Source organism: Pseudoalteromonas sp. S2755 (assembly GCF_005886535.1).
GTDB lineage: Bacteria > Pseudomonadota > Gammaproteobacteria > Enterobacterales > Alteromonadaceae > Pseudoalteromonas.
Window position 1 is genome coordinate 1 of record NZ_PNDS01000032.1, and the last position, 17,469, is coordinate 17,469.

Sequence of the window (17,469 nt, forward strand, 5' to 3'; positions counted from 1 at the left end):
TTGAAGGGTGAAATAGCATATTAGCTTCGTTAAAAATTTCTCATTTAGAACAAATAAATAGCAAAATTTTTGCCTTGCTACTAAAGCTATTTCCCCGCTTCAAGATAGATCATTTACTTAATACAACTGGTATTAAATAGACCGAAGCTTTTGAAAAGCTTATTCAAAGCGTAGCTGAAAAAACAAAAAAAGCCCTGAGCGGGCTTTTTAGATACAAACTAATATGGGGTGTAATCTGTGATTACAACTTGGCAAATGCACGCTTTGCAGCATTGATAGTGTTAGCGATTTCTTCGTCAGAATGCATTGTGCTCACGAAACCCGCTTCGAATGCAGATGGGGCTAAATAAACGCCTTCATCTAGCATCAGGTGGAAGAACTTTTTGAAGCGCTCTAGATCGCATTCAGTTGCTTGTTGATAGCTGGTTACTTTCTTAGCGTCAGTAAAGAAGAAACCAAACATACCACCTGCGTAGTTAGTCGTAAGCGCGATACCTGCTTCATCAGCAGCTGCTTGGAAGCCTTCGCACAGGGCTTTGCTCTTAGCTTCAAGCTCCGCGTGTAGTCCTTCTTTTGAAAGCAGCTCTAGCGCTTTTAAGCCGGCAGCCATGGCTATTGGGTTACCAGACAGCGTACCTGCTTGATAAACAGGACCAACTGGGGCGATGTAATCCATGATTTCTTTTTTACCACCAAACGCGCCCACTGGCATACCGCCACCAATCACTTTACCTAAACAGGTTAAGTCTGGAGTGATGTTATAGTACTGTTGAGCACCACCAAGTGCAACACGAAAGCCTGTCATGACTTCATCAAAGATAAGTACACTTTGATTGTTAGTACATACTTCGCGTAGGCCTTCTAAAAAGCCTTCTACTGGTGGAATGCAGTTCATATTTCCAGCTACTGGCTCGATGATCACACACGCGATTTGATCTTTGTACCGATCAAAAATCGCTTTTACTTCATCAAGGTTATTAAATGAAACCGTTAGCGTATGCTTAGCAAAGTCGGCAGGAATACCTGGGGAGTTAGGCACACCCATGGTAAGTGCACCTGAACCTGCTTTAACAAGCAAGGAGTCAGCGTGACCATGGTAACAGCCTTCAAACTTTAAGATTTTATCGCGACCGGTGTAACCACGAGCAAGGCGAATGGCGCTCATGGTCGCTTCTGTACCTGAACTTACCATGCGCACTTTTTCAATAGATGGTACTAGCGCTTTTACTTTTTCCGCCATTAGGATTTCAGTTTCCGTCGGCGCGCCATACGAAAGGCCATTTTCAACTGCTTCAAGCACTGCTTGTTTAATCTCAGGATGGTTATGACCTAAGATCATCGGACCCCAAGAGCCCACATAATCAATGTATTGTTTACCATCGGCATCAAAGGTGTGAACGCCTTCTGCTTTGGTGATAAATAGTGGTGTACCACCTACACCATTAAAAGCGCGAACAGGAGAATTGACGCCTCCAGGGATTGAGTCTTGGGCGCGTTTGAATAAGTCTTGACTGATTGTCATTGTCGATCCTTTTTAGCTTTCACGTTTGCGGCTAAACCAAGGTACTTCTACCTCGTATTTTTCCACTTGGTTTTCAACACCTAGCGTTAGGGCAAAAAGTGCCATACGGATCAATACACCATTTTGAACTTGGCGGAAGATAGCTAGGTTGTCATTGTTATTTAGGTCGTTGTCTAGCTCGTTTGCATCGCTGCGGCTATCGCGTGGTAATGGATGCATTAATACTGAGCTTGGTTTACAGTGAGCGTCGTAAATTGCTTGGCTGATCCTAAAACCGCCACGGTATTTGTTTGCTTCTTCTTGAGACGGGAAACGCTCTTCTTGAATACGGGTTTGGTAAACGATATCGGCAGCTAAATTGCCTTCCATCTTAGACACGACTTCAATACGGTGACCTGCATTGTCTACGACATCTAAAATAGACTGAGGCATTTGTAAGCCATCCGGTGCAACCATCGTAAAGCGGATATCTTTATAGTGACTAAGTAGCTTGGATAAGGAATGTACGGTGCGACCATACTTTAAATCACCAACTAGCGCGATGTGCATGCCGTCAATTCCAGTACCAAAGCGGCTAAGCTCTCGGTCAATTGTCAGTAAGTCTAACAGTGCTTGAGTTGGATGCTCATTAGGGCCATCGCCACCGTTGATGACAGGAACGTCGGAACCGGTTGCAAACTCGGCAACTGAGCCTGCGTCTGGGTGGCGCATTGCCACGGCGTCAGCATAAGCAGAAATCACGCGGGCGGTATCATACAAAGATTCGCCTTTTGCCAGTGCTGAGCTTTGCATACCTGTGGTTTCACGGACGAGGCCGCCCAACAGGTTAAATGCGGTGCCGAAACTGACGCGTGTTCTCGTACTTGGTTCAAAGAATAGATTTGCCAAAATCGCCCCATTGAGTACTTGGGTACGTTTTTGCTTTTTAGCATAGGGTTCCATTTTTTTGGCAATGGAGAAGATGTGTTCAATAGAATCTCTGTCTAATTGATTGACAGAAAGAATGTTTTCACCTTGGAAACTGAACATTTGGCGATTCCTAAAGACAAATTGACTACCGGGTTGCAGGTCGCTTACCCAACCAGATAACACGCAGACTGTGGGCGGTTACTTAGGCGCATATTATACCCAAGTACCCCCGATAATGCACGGTTACAGTGCAGGTTTTAAAACGGCAAGAAAGACAATGGCTAATAGGATTAATACGGGAAATTCATTGAAAAAACGATAGAACTTGTCGCTTTTACGATTGCGATCATGTTTGAAGTCGGCAAGTAATTTAAAGCAATAACCATGATACATATAGAGTAAAATCACTAAAGTCAGTTTATAGTGTAGCCACATACTGTGCTTAAACCACTCACGTCCGTATTCTGTAATCGTTAAGACCCCAAACACAGCGGTGAGAATAGCAAATGGGGTTACAAAAAAGAGCAGACGGCGCTCCATGATTTTGAGCATTGAGCTGCAAGATTTTTCTTCCGTCATCGCGTGATATACAAATAGACGTGGCAGATAAAAAATCCCTGCAAACCAGGCAATCATAAAAAAGATATGTAAGGCTTTATACGTTAGCAATAAGCTCATTATAAATTCCACTTTTTAGACTAGAGTAAACTGTTTCTGGTGGTGAGTATGTGACGAATTTGATCCCATCGCAATAACCCAAGTATTTGTTTATCATCCTTTTGATTATAAATATACACCGCGCCCGAACGCTTGTCTTTTAGCACATCAAAGGCATCAGCTAAGGTCGCTTGTGTGCTTAATCCTTGTAGTTCGATATAAGAGACAGATACGCTACCTTCAGAGATTAAGTTCAAATCGTATTCCGCTAAGCGGTAGCCGCTGTGTTCGTCATAAACAATGAGCGGCGTTTGGCTATCAACAGCAGACAGGGTCTCTTTTATTTGCTCTTTATCGTCAGAATAGAGCAGCTTAAAATTTTCATCCATCTCAGCTACTATTCCTACTTTCTGTAATGCCTCTTTTGCGGGGGATACTTGGTAAGGCAGTCCTTGGAAATCTAGTTGTTGAATAAAAATAGAGCGATTGCCAAATGCCTGTAAAGCAGTCACATAAGCTGTGGTGATCACCAGCATAGCTGGAACGATTATTTTTGGATTGGAAGTAAGCTCCATTACCGCAGTGAGCGCAGCAAGTGGAGCGTGTAATGTTGCAGCAAGTAAGCCTGCCATACCGAGAACACCATAAGTTCCCGCAACATCGACACTGGGCTCAATAAATTGAGCAAAGAAAGACATCAAGGTGCCCATGATAACCCCAAGCCCGATCACTGGACCAATAAGGCCGCCAGGTATACCAAGTCCAATCGCAAATAATGTTGCCATCAGCTTGGCAATCAATATTGTGGTAAGTAGTTGCAAGTTGTGAGGGGATTCAACAGCTTGGGTGATAGCGCTCATGCCTGAGCCCATGGCCCCCGGTACGGCATAGCCAATTAATCCTGCAATTAAACCCGCTAATAAAAGACGAGGAAACATACTGATGGGCTTAAAAGTTTTGATGATCAGCATCAGGTTTTGATTAAAGGCAAAAGCAACCGCCCCCAAAGCCGCACCACACATAATTAAATAAGGATAATGCCAAAAGCTCAATGGGGTGATATGAATGAGTGCCAGCTCTGAGCTATTGCCAAATACATATTGCGTGCTCATTGCACCGATCACTGAAGCTAACATCACGGGAACAAAAATATGGATTTTATACTCCCTGAGCACGACTTCCATGACGAATATCACCGCCGCGAGCGGAGTATTAAATGAGGCAGCAATCCCTGCAGCTACACCGCAGCCGGCTAAAGTTCGCGCTGCATTGAGTGGTAGATGTAAACGCTCAGACAGAATGCTCGCAGCTGTTGCCCCCATGTGCACAGATGGCCCTTCTCGACCAACAGAAAAGCCACTGATCAAAGCAACGGCACCACCAAAAAATTGGTTAGCAGAATTCCAAATTGGCATATGACCGTAGTGGTGTTTGATCCGATTGATCACATATGGAATACCCAAACGGTAGTGCTTAAACCCAGTTAAGGCAGCAAAGACTGCGATGAGTAACGCAGCAAGCACGGGCAAAAATAGTCGATGTAGCTCAGAAAGCTCAGTAAAGTCATCAGGTTTATCGAGAAATGTGCCTTGGATTAATTCAATAGTAAGACGAAAAGCAATGATAAGTATCGCCGCAAGTAGGCCTGCACCGGCGCCAAGTAGGCACAGTTGCGCTGAAGTTTTGGGTTTTGCAAGGCTTCGTCTTAATGCATCCAACGACATGAACGTCATTCCACAATAGTAAACTGCTTAAGAATATCAAATTTTTTACACTAAGTCCTTGTGCTAACGCAATTTAACTGAAGCAATAGTATTATTTTCTTTGCTTAAGCATATAGAGACTAATTTATATCAAAATATATTTAATATCGGGTCACATTCAAGGTTAAAAACTTCTCAATGACAACAAATAAATAGAAACGTTTTTACGGGTGAGCGAAGCGTTCTTTCTTTCAAAAATAGATCATTTATCAAAGATAATTGGTGCGAACGCTATACTTGATTAAAATACTCAGGTATTAGATAATTTGCAGATTACAGGATTAGGGGTCTAAATCTATGTCTGAACAATTACCAATTCAGTTTTCTGACGCTGCCGCAAGCCGCGTAAAAGAACTTATTGAAGAAGAAGAGAATGCCAATCTTAAGCTACGCGTGTATGTAACGGGTGGCGGTTGCTCAGGCTTTCAATATGGTTTCACTTTCGATGAAAAAGTAAATCCGGGCGATTTGGAAATCGTCAAAAACGGTGTCACTATGGTTGTTGATCCAATGAGTATTCAGTACTTAATTGACGGTATCGTAGATTATACTGAAGGACTTGAAGGCGCACGTTTCTTTGTGAACAACCCCAATGCGACAACTACCTGTGGCTGTGGTGCAAGCTTCAGCGTCTAGGCATTATTCGTGCTACGTTCCGATAAAGAGTCATGCTTTTGCCATGGCTCTTTTTGTTTTTGCCCACCACAACTCAATTTGCTTTATTCGCTAAAAACTACCTGTTAGATACATCATTAAGACGAAAAAACCTAAAACAAAAGATGAAAATACTAAGATGTAGATAAAGCCTTTTTTTCCTTGCTTAAGCGGCACGCCGTTTGAACGAAGGAAGTAAATCCAGCCTAAGCACAATAGAATTGGCAGTAAAAACAGTAATCGAATCATCTAGTAATAGCCCCTTTTTTAACCACTTAGTAAATGTTAGCTGTAAGTTTTTATTTTTTAAAGAAAAATAATTTATTTCAAATACTGGTACATTTTTTAAAAAATTTGTTAAAGTGTTACTGGATATTACAACCCTTAATGAATTAATAAAAAGTAAAAAATTAATTAGGTGTTACTCGTGTTTTAGTCTATACCTAATTGGGTACATAGGGACAAGTTAACATTTTGTCTACGTGCTACCGGCTTGGAACAACTTATTTCAGATAGCTGGTAAGTTGTACCGTATTCAGGGTAAACTGTAAGCTTGAGCGATTTCTGAAGGTAAAGTGCTGAGTTCATACAGGCTTAACATTTTGCATTGTAGAGTCCCTCGATAAGTTACAACGGTAATATTTAGATAATAACTAAATGAGACGGGCATATTTCATTTAGATAATTTAGTCTTTCATCTAGTAGGAGATGTATAATTATGATGGGTAAAACGGTTTCTTCTGAAGAAAACGGTAAACTAACCAAGTGGCTAAAATCTAAGCGCCACGAGAAAGGTCACACAATGCGTAGTCTTGCGCAGGTTTTAGGTACGCCTCATTCATTCATCGGTAAAATTGAAAACCAAGAGCGTCGATTGGATGTCATTGAGTTTTTACGTTACTGCGAAGCGTTAGAAGTTGATCCTTATGAAGGCTTACAGCTAATCAAAGAAGATCAATAAGCGTTTAGTTAGCAAGCGTAAAAGGTGCAAGGACCTGCACCTCTAGTTTTTACTAGCATGATACGCCTTTTCAATAGCATAAAGCTTGTGCCGAATTAAATATAAAAACAATAATGACGGAAGCACCATAAGCGCAGTTAGCGCGAAGAAGAGTGCCCAATTACCTCCAAGCAAATCATCTATCACAAAACCACTATAGCCTGATAGCACGGTACGGCCTAAACTGCCAAGTGATGCCAGTAAGGCATAGTGGGTCGCACTAAATGCTCTATCACAGAGCATAGAAATAAACGCCACCATGGCTACCAGTGACCAAGCTTGGGTAAAGCCGTCCACCACAATTGCTAGCGCGTATAGGTGTTCTTTGGGGCCTGCAAGTGCAATCCAAGAAAACATTAAATTTGATGCGGCCATAGCGACACCACTGATAAACAAGCCTTTTACGATACCGTACTTGTGGTTAAAAATACTGCCAAGAAATGCAAATACTATAGTGATCACACCGGTCCCAAGTTTGGAATATTGTCCGATTTGGGTGTTTGAAAATCCCACTTCTTTGTAAAATACGATGGACATTCGGGCTAAAAAGGCCTCTCCTATCTTAAATAGGAAAATAAAGGCAAGTAGAGCACATGCTGTTTTAACCCCATTTTTTTCAAAAAATCGCTTAAAGGGTTCTACCAGAGTCACGGCAAGCCAAGCATAGGTCTTTTTAGAAGCATTTGATGAAGCGCTGTGGTTAAGTTTTTGCTCGTAACTCTCTAGTAGCTGAGCCTGTACCTGCTCGCGATGAGACTTTGGCTCTTTTGCCAACAAAGTGACTACTAATAAACATACTACGATGACGCTTAGCATCTGATAGATAATGGGCCAACTAAAACCGGGTAAATCAGCCATAAAGAAAGGAATTGCACCAAGTAAGGCATAGCCAGACCACCAACCTGAAGTCGCCATGGCTGCCGCTGCTGTTGCTTTTTCACTTTCGTCTTCTGGTAAAATGTCGATGCGATAAGCATCTATTGCAATATCTTGGGTAGCTGAAAATAACGCAATAATAAAGCACAATAATGCAGCATGCGAAAGATTGTCTTTAATTGAAATAGTGGCCAATGCGAAGGTGGCAACAATAATAATCAACTGGCAACTTGCTATCCAGCTTCGTCTTTGCCCCAAGTGATTATACAGCAGGGGGATTTTTATTCGGTCAACGAGTGGGGACCACAAAAAGTTGATTGTATAGGCGCCATATACTAAGCCAAATAGGCCAATGGTGCTGCGGCTTAACCCTTCATCTTTAAGCCAAGCTGACATCACCGAGCCAATCAATACCCAAGGAAAACCGCTACTTATTCCAAAAGCAAAGACAGTTAATAGACGTTTGTCTTTGTAATAACTAAGATATTGCGAAAAGCTAGATGATATCAACATAAAAGGGTATTACTCTGGCTGCTTTAATACTTCGACTGAAAGAATAATGACGGGCTCTTTAGGTATAAAGGTATAGCCAAGCTTTTCATTGTAGCCGGTTTCCACCTTCATAATCGCGTCCAGTGTTTCATAGCCTTCAGAGACGTTCCCGAACACGGCAAAACCCCAGCCTCTACCTGGGTTCAAGTGATCGTTGTCATCCATATTAAAGAAAAACTGTCTGGTACCTGAGTGTGGTTTGTTGTCTTGATAGGCCATGGCAATGGTATACATATCATTCTTCAAACCATTACCGCTTTCATTGAAGATAGCTTCGCGCTCAAACATTCCATCGTACTCTTTGTCGTAACCTCCACCTTGGATAACAAAGTCTTTTTCGTTGGCTTCATCACGTTCAACTCGATGGAAAACAGAGCCGTTATAATCTTTGTTGATCACGTAAGTTAAGAAGTTATTTACTGTGATTGGGGCTCTCGATCTGTCCAGTTCCACAATAATCGGCCCTTTACTAGTATTGATTTGAACTCGAGGGAATAGATTATTCTTTTGTACGAATTTACCGCTCATTTCGGCAAAGACATTCATGCTTAATAATAGGGCGGTTAAGCTTAGAATTATTTTTTTCATTAACTTCCTCTCACAAATTGAATAAATTCAGGATCTTGAACGATTCGAGACACAACCTGTTGAGCTAGATTGTTGAGCTGTTCTTCGATTTTGGCTTGGTCGTGTTTTAGTGGGCCATTTAAATTAGCGCTACCTTTATATTGCTTTTTGAAACTGCGAGCGCCTTGCTTTATCTGTACGGTGACGTCAGCTTCTGCATCACTTTGGTGAGTCGAGAAAGACTCCTCAATAATGGCTTTAAAGCGATTGATATCCACAGTGATTTGCGTTGCAGCGACCGGTGTTATTTGCGCGCCATGTGCAGTGAGTGCTTGCGTTAATACCTGATTGAAGTTAACCGGTAAATTAGCATCTGGTACGTAAAGTGCGGGTTCTTGGTTTTTCACGCGAATGGTGTATTTTGTGGTCCGTAGGTCGTTTACTTTGATCGCTACGTTGGCGGCAAGCGCGTTTGACGAAGGACCTTGATATTCCGGATGAAGAATGACACTGCGTGGTGAGCTTTCACAGCCCACGAGTATCAAGGTTAGCAAAATAATCAGCAATGAAAACCGCATGAAGTTAGCTCCTCTTTATTGCACTTAAAACAGTGAATTTTTTGTTGTTGCCTAGTGTCTTGCTGTTACCGAACAAACGCTTGAGTTTATCGTCGTATTCCAAGTGGCGGTTACCGATAATTCTTAGCTCACCCCCTTGTCGAAGCGCTGCCTTAGCTTGTAAAAACATCTGCCAAGCGATGTGATCGGTGATTGCATTGGCCTGATGGAATGGCGGGTTACACAGTACCAGATCCGCCCCGTAATTTTCAAAACCCGTTAGACAGTCGTTTTGGACAAACTGACAATCAGTAACACGCTCGGGTAAATTATTAACGATATTTTGCTTCGCGCTATACACAGCCATCGCCGACTCGTCGATAAAGGTAACGGTGGCATTTGGCATTTTTGCGAGCGTCATCAATCCAATGACACCGTTACCGCAGCCAAGATCAATGACCTTCATTGGTTTCTTACCCATAGGAAGGTAATTAATAAAAAAACGTGCGCCAATATCAAGAGAATCTCGTGAGAAAACATTTGCTTCATTCGACAAGATAAAATCGGTTTTTTCCAGTGGCCAAGACACAGGGAATTTACTATCAATGGCTTTGGCTGACGTCTTGCTGAATACCAAGCGCGATTTTTTTACCGCTAAGCTAGTCGTTGGCTCCGTCAAAAAGTGGCCAAAGCTTTTTAATGTGGAAGTGTGAATTTCTTTTGCTTTGCCCGCCGCAATTACAGGAATGTCTGAAGTTAGTTTACTTAACTGTGCAAGTTGCGCTTGCAATAGCCCTGAATTTTTAGGAATTTTTATTAATATCAGATCGATATCTTGTGGTAGCTCGTCCATGCTAGTGAGTACATCAACCTGAGTGCCGGCAAGTCCGTTGGCCTCCAAATTATGTTCATAAGCGAGGGTACTCACATAAGAGTCGGTCACTACCGTGCAGTGCTTGTCGGCAAGTGCACAGCATAACGCGCCAAAACTATCGTTGAGAATGAGAATACGGTTTGCATCGTGGTGATGTTCAAAGACATAATCTAACAGGTATTCGTCGGCTGAATCCCAAGCTTGTAAGCTACGGTTTTTTTGATCGAGTGGAAACCTATGTAGCGTAAAAGGGTTTCCGGCTAGAATTGCATCAGTCGTCATGTGAATGTTCTATAAATAAAAGCAGCGGGTAGTTTAACATGAGAGCAGTAGACAAAGCACGGAACTTGCCGAGCGGTTTTAGCTATCAAGCACAGGCTATTAGCTTCGATAAAAGTCTAGCGCTATATAATGTACTACTGAGTAGCCTTGCGTGGCAGCAAAATACCATCACCTTATTTGGTAAGACCCATCAAACGCCTCGACTCGAACGCTTTATTGCCGACCCTGACGTGCATTACAGTTATTCGGGAAAGCGACTTGAAAATGCGCCTTGGCCTTCGGTATTGATTGGGATCAGACAAACGCTAGAACGCAGATTTAATATTCCTTTTAATGCGGTATTGGCTAATTTTTATCGTGATGGTCAAGACAGTATGGGCTGGCACAGTGATGATGAACCAGAGCTCGGTTTGACGCCCATAATTGCTTCACTGTCGCTTGGCGCGACCCGCAAATTTAAAATACGGCACAAAGTCAGCCACTCTGTAACCGACATTTCATTGGAAACGGGTAGCTTATTGGTGATGCAAGGTGATAGTCAGCGCGACTATCAACATGCTTTGCCAAAGCAGACCAAAGTGTCCCAAGGGCGCATAAATCTCACCTTTCGAAGTGTTGGAAATACGCGCTGAACGGCGTATAGTAGCGTCACGAATTGCTCTAGGAGACAAAGTATAATGTCAATGCAATCACAGATTTATGACAAGATAGCTGAAGCCGTTGCATGTAAGCACTTGAACGTTATCAATGAAAGCCATATGCACAGCCGTGGCGAAGAGTCTCACTTTAAAGTCATTGTCGTAAGCGAACAATTTATTGGCCAGAGACTGCTGCAGCGTCATCGAACAATCAATGAAGTGCTAAAAGATGAGCTGCAAAACCATATTCACGCTTTGGCAATTCATGCCTATACACCAGAAGAGTTTTCGGACAAAGAAGGTCAGACGCCAGAGTCACCAAAATGCTTGGGTGGTTCTAAGTTCGATAGCTGATCAGATGTGTGTTTTACATATCTGCCAGTACACTACGCAGTAATTTTAATAAAGTGAGTCCAACCTCACTTTTATTTTGTATCAAATCAATGGATAGGATCTCTTATGGTCATCAAACCAAAAATTCGTGGATTTATTTGTACTAATGCGCATCCTGTAGGCTGTGCAGCACACGTTCAAGAACAGATTGAATACGTAAAACAACAAGGCCAAATCGAAAATGGTCCTAAGAATGTATTAGTAATTGGTGCATCGACAGGCTATGGCTTGGCGTCGCGTATCACCGCTGCATTTGGTGCCGGTGCGAAAACGCTAGGTATCTTCTTTGAAAAAGAAGGCTCAGAGAAGAAAACCGCGTCAGCGGGTTGGTATAATACGGCTGCATTCCAGCAAGCTGCAGAAGAAGCGGGTTTATGGTCTAAAAATATCAATGGTGATGCGTTTTCCGATGAGTTGAAGCAAAAAACCATCGAAACCATTAAAGCTGAACTAGGTAAAGTAGATTTAGTGGTATATAGCCTTGCGTCTCCTCGTCGTAAAGACCCTAAATCTGATGAAGTTTATTCTTCAACACTTAAGCCAATTGGCTCAGCTATCACAACTAAAAACCTAAATACTTCTAAGCGCATCATTGATGAAATGACAGTTGAAGCTGCTAATGAAGACGAAATTGCCAATACGGTTAAAGTGATGGGTGGTGAAGACTGGGAACTTTGGATTGATGCGCTTAAGCAAGCGGATGTGTTAGCGGATGGCTTCAAAACAACGGCATATACTTATATCGGTAAAGAGTTGACTTGGCCAATATACGGTCACGCAACGATTGGTAAGGCAAAAGAGGATTTGGACCGTGCGACGCTGGCAATTCGCGAAACCACGGCGGATATCAATGGCGAAGCGTATGTGTCTTCACTGAATGCAGTAGTGACGCAGGCGAGTTCTGCTATTCCAATTATGCCTCTTTATATCTCTGCACTATTCAAAGTGATGAAAGGCGATGGCACTTATGAAGGAACTATCGAGCAAATTCATGGGTTGTTTACTGAAAATCTATATGGTCAATCGCCACGCTTTGATGATGGCGGTCACTTGTTCCAAAACTATAAGGAACTAGAAGACGGTGTTCAAGCGCGTGTACAGACCATTTGGGATACTGTTGATACCGATACAATCGATGAGCTGACGGATTATGTTGGTTATCACAACGAATTCTTGAAGCTATTCGGCTTTGGGGTTGACGGCGTAGATTACGAAGCTGATGTGGATGCAACGGTAGAAATTAATCACCTCGTTTAATCTCACGGTTTTTGATTTTGCGGGCAAAGTGCGAATTGGTACTTTGCCCGTTTTTGTTTAATAGCGAATTTTTTTACTTATTTTGCAGATTAGGGTAAGAAAAATTTTATCTATACCACTTTGGTCTATACTCCTTCCAGTGATGGATTTTTCAACTAATCTAAATCCACGTTAAAGTCGTATTAATTTCATAATTCCACTCGCATACTCAGTACGATTAATGTTAAAATCAGAGAAATATGTGAGGACTTTTATCACGACGCTGCTTTTTTGTGCGCGTTGAGGGGTATGTTAAAGGGGCTGTTTGGGAACCCTATCCGGACTCATAACTTTCTGCTCTTTATACCTAATACTTAGTACAAACGAGGTGGCGCTGTGGTGACTAAAGATATTTTCAGTTTCTTTCCGTTAATGTAATGCAAGTGCGTATGATCAACATAAAAAAAGGTCTGGACTTACCAATAGAGGGCGCACCTCAGCAAGTTATTCATGATGGCTCTGCTGTCAAACGAGTAGCTGTGCTAGGTGAAGAATTCATCGGTATGCGTCCTACCATGCATATTCGTGTGGATGACCAAGTCAAGAAAGGCCAAGTTCTTTTTGAAGATAAAAAGAACCCAGGCGTCAAGTTTACTGCGCCAGCTTCTGGTGTAGTTAAAGAAATTAACCGTGGTGCTAAGCGTGTACTTCAATCCGTTGTGATCGAAGTTCAAGGCGACGAGCAAATCACTTTTGAGAAGTTTTCAGCTGCTGACTTAAGCAACTTAGACTCTGAAAAAGTGAAGGAAGTGCTAATCGAGTCTGGTCAGTGGCCAGCGCTTCGTGCACGTCCATTTAGCCGTGTCGCTGTGCCGAGTGCAACACCTAGCTCAATCTTTGTGACAGCAACAGATACTAATCCGTTAGCAGCAGATCCTGCTGTTATCATCGCGGAAAACGTGGAAGCGTTTGAAGCGGGTCTAGCGGTTGTATCTCGTTTGACTGAAGGCAAAGTATTTGTGTGTAAGAAAGCGGGTGCTAACGTACCTAGTTCTTCGATCTCACAAGTAGAAGTTCATGAGTTTGCAGGTGTTCACCCAGCAGGTAACGTGGGTACTCACATTCACTTCCTAGATTCTGTAGGTACAAACAAGCAAGTATGGCACATTGGTTACCAAGATGTCATCGCGTTTGGTAAGTTGTTCCTAACAGGTGAAATCTACTCAGACAGAGTTGTTGCTTTAGCAGGTCCTCGAGTTAAGAATCCTCGCTTAGTGAAAACTCATGTCGGTGCGTCGCTAACAGATTTAGTTGCAGGCGAGCTTGAAGACGGTGATAACCGAGTCATTTCTGGCTCTGTGTTAGCTGGTAAAACAGCAACTGGCCCTCACGCTTACCTTGGTCGTTACCATACTCAAGTATCTGTATTACTTGAAGGTCGCGAGAAAGAGCTATTTGGCTGGATCGCTCCGGGTAGTGACAAATTCTCTGTAACACGTACATTCATTTCACACTTAGCACCTAGCCGTTTGTTCAAGATGACAACGTCAACTGGTGGTTCTAAGCGTGCGATGGTACCAATCGGTAACTATGAGCGTGTTATGCCACTCGATATTTTGCCAACGCTACTATTACGTGATCTTATTTCACGTGATCTAGATTCTGCGATTTCGTTGGGTGCACTAGAGCTAGATGAAGAAGATTTAGCACTATGTACTTACGTATGTCCGGGCAAATATGAGTACGGTTCAATCCTACGTGATTGCCTGACTACTATCGAGAAGGAAGGTTAAAAATGGCCTTAAAGAAATTTTTAGAAGACATTGAACCTCACTTTGAACCTGGTGGTAAGCACGAGAAGTGGTACGCGCTTTACGAAGCCGTAGCAACTATCTTCTATACTCCTGGTTATGTAAACAAAGGTGCAACGCACGTTCGCGATAACATCGACCTAAAACGTATTATGATTTTAGTGTGGATGGCGACGTTCCCTGCAATGTTCTTTGGTATGTTCAACATCGGTCACCAAGCTGCACTTGCACTAGGTAACGGATTTGAGCTTGCTAATACTTGGCAGGTAGCTATCTTCCAAGCGCTAGGTGGTGAATTAACTGCTGATGCAGGTTGGGGTGCCAAGATGTTCTATGGTGCGTGTTTCTTCTTGCCTATTTATGCAACCGTGTTCGCGGTTGGTGGTTTCTGGGAAGTGTTATTCGCATCAGTTCGTAAGCACGAAGTAAACGAAGGATTCTTCGTAACTTCGGTATTATTTGCGCTTATCCTGCCTGCAACAATTCCGCTATGGCAAGCTGCTTTGGGTATTACGTTCGGTGTTGTAATCGCGAAGGAAATCTTCGGCGGTACGGGTCGTAACTTCCTAAACCCGGCGCTTGCAGGTCGTGCGTTCTTATTCTTCGCATACCCTGCTGACATTTCTGGTGACACAGTGTGGACAGCTGTTGATTCGTTCTCTGGTGCAACTTACCTAGGTCAAGCGACAGCAGGTTCACTAGATTACAGCAATATGGACCTTTGGTTTAACGCGTTTTACGGCTTTATCCAAGGCTCTGTAGGTGAAACATCAACACTGGCAATCTTACTTGGTGGTTTGTTCCTAGTTTATGTTCGTATCGCTTCATGGCGCATCGTGCTAGGTACATTCATTGGTATGGTTGTAATGTCATTCGTTCTAAATGCAATTGGCTCTGAAACAAATGCTGCGTTTGCTATGCCTTGGCACTGGCACTTAGTACTTGGTGGTTTTGCATTTGGTATGTTCTTTATGGCAACAGACCCTGTATCTGCGTCTTTCACAGACAAAGGTAAGTGGTTATACGGTGCGCTAATCGGTGTAATGGTTGTGCTTATCCGTGTTGTTAACCCGGCATACCCAGAGGGCATGATGTTAGCAATCCTATTCGCTAACCTTTTTGCTCCACTATTCGACCACTTCGTAGTGCAGTCAAATGTGAAGAGGAGATTGGCACGTGTCAACTAAGAATGAATCAATGGGCAAAACGCTCGGCGTAGTTGTTGGCTTATGTTTAGTGTGTGCAATCGTAGTATCTTTTGCTTCGGTTCAGCTTCGCCCTATGCAGCAAGCAAACAAAAACGAAGATATTCAGCGTAACATTTTAGCCGTTGCTGGCTTCGATAAAGTTAAAAATGTATCTGAAGTTTTTAACCAAAATATCGAATCGCGTGTTGTGAGTCTTAAAACCGGTGAGTTTGTAGAAGACGTTAAAGCGGAAACCTTTGATTTTGAAGCGACTAAGTTTGATGCTAAACGTAGTTACAAGCTTTCAAAAGAAGAAGACAAAGCAGGTATTCAACGTATCACGAATAACTCTCCAGTTTATTTTGCAAAAGATGACCAAGGTCAAGTCTCTACTATCATTCTACCAATCCAAGGTTATGGCCTTTGGGGGGTGATGTATGGCTTCCTTGCGCTAGAAGCTGATGGTGAGACAATTAAGTCAATCAACTTTTATAAGCACAGCGAAACTCCAGGTCTGGGTGGCGAAATTCAAAACCCTAAGTGGACTGCACTTTGGGAAGGTAAAGAGCTTCCTATCGACGTAGTTAAAGGTAGTGCTGGCGGTAACGAACACAAGGTTGATGGTCTATCTGGTGCAACGCTTACCTCTAACGGTGTTGATCACACAGTAGATTTCTGGACAAGCGACAAAGCGTTTGGTCCATTCCTTGCGAAAGTACGTAAAGGAGCATTGAACTAATGGCTAATGCAAAAGAAATGAAGGAAGTCTTGTTTGGTCCTGTTTTTGCGAACAACCCGATTGCACTGCAAGTGTTGGGGATCTGTTCTGCACTAGCGGTAACTTCAAGCCTTAAAAATGCACTTATCATGTCAATCGCGTTGACATTGGTTACTGCGTTTTCAAGTTTATTTATCTCAATGATCCGTAATCACATTCCTTCTAGTGTGCGTATCATTGTACAAATGACGATTATTGCATCTCTAGTAATCGTTGTAGATCAAGTGCTTCAAGCCGTTGTTTACTCAACAGCGAAAGAGCTATCAACGTTCATCGGCCTTATCATTACTAACTGTATCGTAATGGGTCGTGCAGAAGCATACGCAATGAAGTCACCACCAACAATGTCGTTCCTTGACGGTATTGGTAATGGCTTAGGTTACTCTGTTGTACTTCTAACAGTTGGCTTTATCCGTGAGCTATTCGGTGCGGGCACATTGTTTGGCGTTGAAATCTTACCACTTATCTCTGAAGGTGGTTGGTATCAGCCTATGGGTCTACTAGTTATGCCATTCAGCTCGTTCTTCATCGTAGGTGCATTTATTTGGGCACTACGTACTTGGAAGAAAGACCAAGTAGAAGCGAAGGCATAAGGGGAGAGAGATGGAACAATATATTAATTTATTTATCAAAGCAGTTTTCATTGAAAACTTAGCTTTATCTTTCTTCTTGGGTATGTGTACTTTCTTGGCGGTATCTAAGAAAGTAACCACATCGCTAGGTCTAGGTATTGCGGTAATCGTTGTACTAGGTATTTCTGTACCAGTAAACAACTTAGTTTACCACGCAGTACTAGCGCCAGGTGCCCTAGAGTGGTTAGGCTTCCCTGAAGTGGATCTTAGCTTTCTACGCTTCTTGACGTTTATCGGTGTAATCGCAGCGCTTGTTCAAATTCTAGAAATGACATTGGACAAGTTCTTCCCAGCTTTATACAACGCACTAGGTATCTTCCTACCGCTAATCACAGTTAACTGTGCGATTTTCGGTGCGGTATCATTCATGGTTGAGCGTAACTTAAACTTCGGTGAATCTGTAGTTTATGGTCTAGGTTCAGGTGTGGGTTGGGCACTTGCTATCGTATTGTTAGCAGGTATTCGTGAGAAGATGAAGTATGCAGATGTTCCTGATGGTTTACGTGGCTTAGGTATTACTTTTGTTACTGTAGGTCTAATGGGCTTTGGCTTCATGTCATTCTCTGGTATTTCACTGTAAG

Annotated in this window: 18 protein-coding genes; 10 read left to right on the forward strand and 8 right to left on the reverse strand. The window is 42.7% G+C overall.

Going from position 1 to position 17,469, the window contains the following annotated elements:
• Window positions 1-241: 241 nt before the first annotated feature.
• The 4 genes from hemL to CWC03_RS06470 form a co-directional block, all read right to left on the reverse strand.
• Window positions 242-1,522 carry a glutamate-1-semialdehyde 2,1-aminomutase gene (hemL, locus tag CWC03_RS06455; protein ID WP_138581064.1) on the reverse strand — a complete coding sequence of 427 codons (1,281 nt, stop codon included), beginning with the start codon at window positions 1,520-1,522 and terminating at the stop codon, window positions 242-244.
• Window positions 1,523-1,534: 12 nt separating this feature from the next.
• Window positions 1,535-2,551, reverse strand: a complete 1,017-nt coding sequence (locus CWC03_RS06460; protein ID WP_138581065.1) for an aspartate carbamoyltransferase — start codon at window positions 2,549-2,551, stop codon at window positions 1,535-1,537.
• 123 nt (window positions 2,552-2,674) lie between these two features.
• On the reverse strand, window positions 2,675-3,109 hold the full coding sequence (locus CWC03_RS06465; RefSeq protein ID WP_095729554.1) for a CopD family protein: 435 nt from the start codon (window positions 3,107-3,109) through the stop codon (window positions 2,675-2,677).
• 20 nt (window positions 3,110-3,129) lie between these two features.
• Window positions 3,130-4,812, reverse strand: a complete 1,683-nt coding sequence (locus CWC03_RS06470; RefSeq protein ID WP_138581066.1) for a chloride channel protein — start codon at window positions 4,810-4,812, stop codon at window positions 3,130-3,132.
• A 336-nt stretch (window positions 4,813-5,148) separates the two neighbouring features.
• On the opposite strand from CWC03_RS06470, the gene erpA reads away from it, so the two are divergent.
• A complete protein-coding gene (erpA, locus tag CWC03_RS06475) occupies window positions 5,149-5,487 on the forward strand; it encodes an iron-sulfur cluster insertion protein ErpA (RefSeq protein WP_010372235.1) in 339 nt (112 codons plus the stop codon).
• Window positions 5,488-6,223: 736 nt separating this feature from the next.
• Window positions 6,224-6,466 carry a helix-turn-helix domain-containing protein gene (locus CWC03_RS06480; RefSeq protein WP_017216404.1) on the forward strand — a complete coding sequence of 81 codons (243 nt, stop codon included), beginning with the start codon at window positions 6,224-6,226 and terminating at the stop codon, window positions 6,464-6,466.
• 42 nt (window positions 6,467-6,508) lie between these two features.
• On the opposite strand, the gene CWC03_RS06485 is transcribed toward CWC03_RS06480, so the two are convergent.
• From CWC03_RS06485 to CWC03_RS06500, 4 genes are read right to left on the reverse strand one after another with little or no spacing between them, the layout of a single operon-like run.
• Window positions 6,509-7,894: an AmpG family muropeptide MFS transporter gene (locus CWC03_RS06485; protein WP_138581067.1), complete on the reverse strand. Its 1,386-nt coding sequence runs from the start codon at window positions 7,892-7,894 to the stop codon at window positions 6,509-6,511.
• A gap of 9 nt (window positions 7,895-7,903) precedes the next feature.
• Complete coding sequence (locus tag CWC03_RS06490; RefSeq protein ID WP_128728489.1) at window positions 7,904-8,521, reverse strand: peptidylprolyl isomerase; 618 nt, start codon at window positions 8,519-8,521, stop codon at window positions 7,904-7,906.
• Entirely contained in the window at window positions 8,521-9,078 is a 558-nt protein-coding gene (locus CWC03_RS06495) for a YajG family lipoprotein (RefSeq protein ID WP_138581068.1), read from the reverse strand. Before CWC03_RS06495 ends, CWC03_RS06490 begins: the two co-directional genes overlap by 1 nt.
• A gap of 4 nt (window positions 9,079-9,082) precedes the next feature.
• On the reverse strand, window positions 9,083-10,213 hold the full coding sequence (locus CWC03_RS06500; RefSeq protein WP_138581069.1) for a methyltransferase: 1,131 nt from the start codon (window positions 10,211-10,213) through the stop codon (window positions 9,083-9,085).
• A gap of 38 nt (window positions 10,214-10,251) precedes the next feature.
• Here CWC03_RS06500 and CWC03_RS06505 point away from each other — a divergent pair, with 38 nt between their 5' ends.
• The 8 genes from CWC03_RS06505 (at window position 10,252) to nqrE (ending at window position 17,468) form a co-directional block, all read left to right on the forward strand.
• Window positions 10,252-10,845 carry an alpha-ketoglutarate-dependent dioxygenase AlkB family protein gene (locus tag CWC03_RS06505; protein WP_138581070.1) on the forward strand — a complete coding sequence of 198 codons (594 nt, stop codon included), beginning with the start codon at window positions 10,252-10,254 and terminating at the stop codon, window positions 10,843-10,845.
• A 45-nt stretch (window positions 10,846-10,890) separates the two neighbouring features.
• Window positions 10,891-11,205 (forward strand): BolA family protein, encoded by a 315-nt coding sequence (locus tag CWC03_RS06510; RefSeq protein ID WP_138581071.1) that lies wholly within the window; start codon window positions 10,891-10,893, stop codon window positions 11,203-11,205.
• A gap of 105 nt (window positions 11,206-11,310) precedes the next feature.
• Complete coding sequence (fabV, locus tag CWC03_RS06515) at window positions 11,311-12,501, forward strand: enoyl-ACP reductase FabV (RefSeq protein WP_138581072.1); 1,191 nt, start codon at window positions 11,311-11,313, stop codon at window positions 12,499-12,501.
• 428 nt (window positions 12,502-12,929) lie between these two features.
• Window positions 12,930-14,273: a Na(+)-translocating NADH-quinone reductase subunit A gene (locus CWC03_RS06520; protein WP_138581073.1), complete on the forward strand. Its 1,344-nt coding sequence runs from the start codon at window positions 12,930-12,932 to the stop codon at window positions 14,271-14,273.
• Between the two features lie 2 nt (window positions 14,274-14,275).
• Entirely contained in the window at window positions 14,276-15,478 is a 1,203-nt protein-coding gene (locus CWC03_RS06525; protein WP_017216396.1) for an NADH:ubiquinone reductase (Na(+)-transporting) subunit B, read from the forward strand.
• Window positions 15,468-16,217 carry a Na(+)-translocating NADH-quinone reductase subunit C gene (locus CWC03_RS06530; protein ID WP_138581074.1) on the forward strand — a complete coding sequence of 250 codons (750 nt, stop codon included), beginning with the start codon at window positions 15,468-15,470 and terminating at the stop codon, window positions 16,215-16,217. The genes CWC03_RS06525 and CWC03_RS06530 overlap by 11 nt, the downstream gene beginning before the upstream one ends.
• Window positions 16,217-16,849 carry an NADH:ubiquinone reductase (Na(+)-transporting) subunit D gene (locus CWC03_RS06535; RefSeq protein ID WP_128728480.1) on the forward strand — a complete coding sequence of 211 codons (633 nt, stop codon included), beginning with the start codon at window positions 16,217-16,219 and terminating at the stop codon, window positions 16,847-16,849. Before CWC03_RS06530 ends, CWC03_RS06535 begins: the two co-directional genes overlap by 1 nt.
• A gap of 10 nt (window positions 16,850-16,859) precedes the next feature.
• A complete protein-coding gene (gene nqrE, locus CWC03_RS06540) occupies window positions 16,860-17,468 on the forward strand; it encodes an NADH:ubiquinone reductase (Na(+)-transporting) subunit E (RefSeq protein WP_088529916.1) in 609 nt (202 codons plus the stop codon).
• Window position 17,469: the final 1 nt, after the last annotated feature.

Excerpts from the sequence above, each read along its gene's own strand:
- hemL (WP_138581064.1), bottom strand. The coding sequence starts at position 1,522 with ATGACAATCAGTCAAGACTTATTCAAACGCGCCCAAGACTCAATCCCT.
- CWC03_RS06460 (WP_138581065.1), bottom strand. The coding sequence starts at position 2,551 with ATGTTCAGTTTCCAAGGTGAAAACATTCTTTCTGTCAATCAATTAGAC.
- CWC03_RS06465 (WP_095729554.1), bottom strand. The coding sequence starts at position 3,109 with ATGAGCTTATTGCTAACGTATAAAGCCTTACATATCTTTTTTATGATT.
- CWC03_RS06470 (WP_138581066.1), bottom strand. The coding sequence starts at position 4,812 with ATGTCGTTGGATGCATTAAGACGAAGCCTTGCAAAACCCAAAACTTCA.
- erpA (WP_010372235.1), top strand. The coding sequence starts at position 5,149 with ATGTCTGAACAATTACCAATTCAGTTTTCTGACGCTGCCGCAAGCCGC.
- CWC03_RS06480 (WP_017216404.1), top strand. The coding sequence starts at position 6,224 with ATGATGGGTAAAACGGTTTCTTCTGAAGAAAACGGTAAACTAACCAAG.
- CWC03_RS06485 (WP_138581067.1), bottom strand. The coding sequence starts at position 7,894 with ATGTTGATATCATCTAGCTTTTCGCAATATCTTAGTTATTACAAAGAC.
- CWC03_RS06490 (WP_128728489.1), bottom strand. The coding sequence starts at position 8,521 with ATGAAAAAAATAATTCTAAGCTTAACCGCCCTATTATTAAGCATGAAT.
- CWC03_RS06495 (WP_138581068.1), bottom strand. The coding sequence starts at position 9,078 with ATGCGGTTTTCATTGCTGATTATTTTGCTAACCTTGATACTCGTGGGC.
- CWC03_RS06500 (WP_138581069.1), bottom strand. The coding sequence starts at position 10,213 with ATGACGACTGATGCAATTCTAGCCGGAAACCCTTTTACGCTACATAGG.
- CWC03_RS06505 (WP_138581070.1), top strand. The coding sequence starts at position 10,252 with ATGAGAGCAGTAGACAAAGCACGGAACTTGCCGAGCGGTTTTAGCTAT.
- CWC03_RS06510 (WP_138581071.1), top strand. The coding sequence starts at position 10,891 with ATGTCAATGCAATCACAGATTTATGACAAGATAGCTGAAGCCGTTGCA.
- fabV (WP_138581072.1), top strand. The coding sequence starts at position 11,311 with ATGGTCATCAAACCAAAAATTCGTGGATTTATTTGTACTAATGCGCAT.
- CWC03_RS06520 (WP_138581073.1), top strand. The coding sequence starts at position 12,930 with ATGATCAACATAAAAAAAGGTCTGGACTTACCAATAGAGGGCGCACCT.
- CWC03_RS06525 (WP_017216396.1), top strand. The coding sequence starts at position 14,276 with ATGGCCTTAAAGAAATTTTTAGAAGACATTGAACCTCACTTTGAACCT.
- CWC03_RS06535 (WP_128728480.1), top strand. The coding sequence starts at position 16,217 with ATGGCTAATGCAAAAGAAATGAAGGAAGTCTTGTTTGGTCCTGTTTTT.
- nqrE (WP_088529916.1), top strand. The coding sequence starts at position 16,860 with ATGGAACAATATATTAATTTATTTATCAAAGCAGTTTTCATTGAAAAC.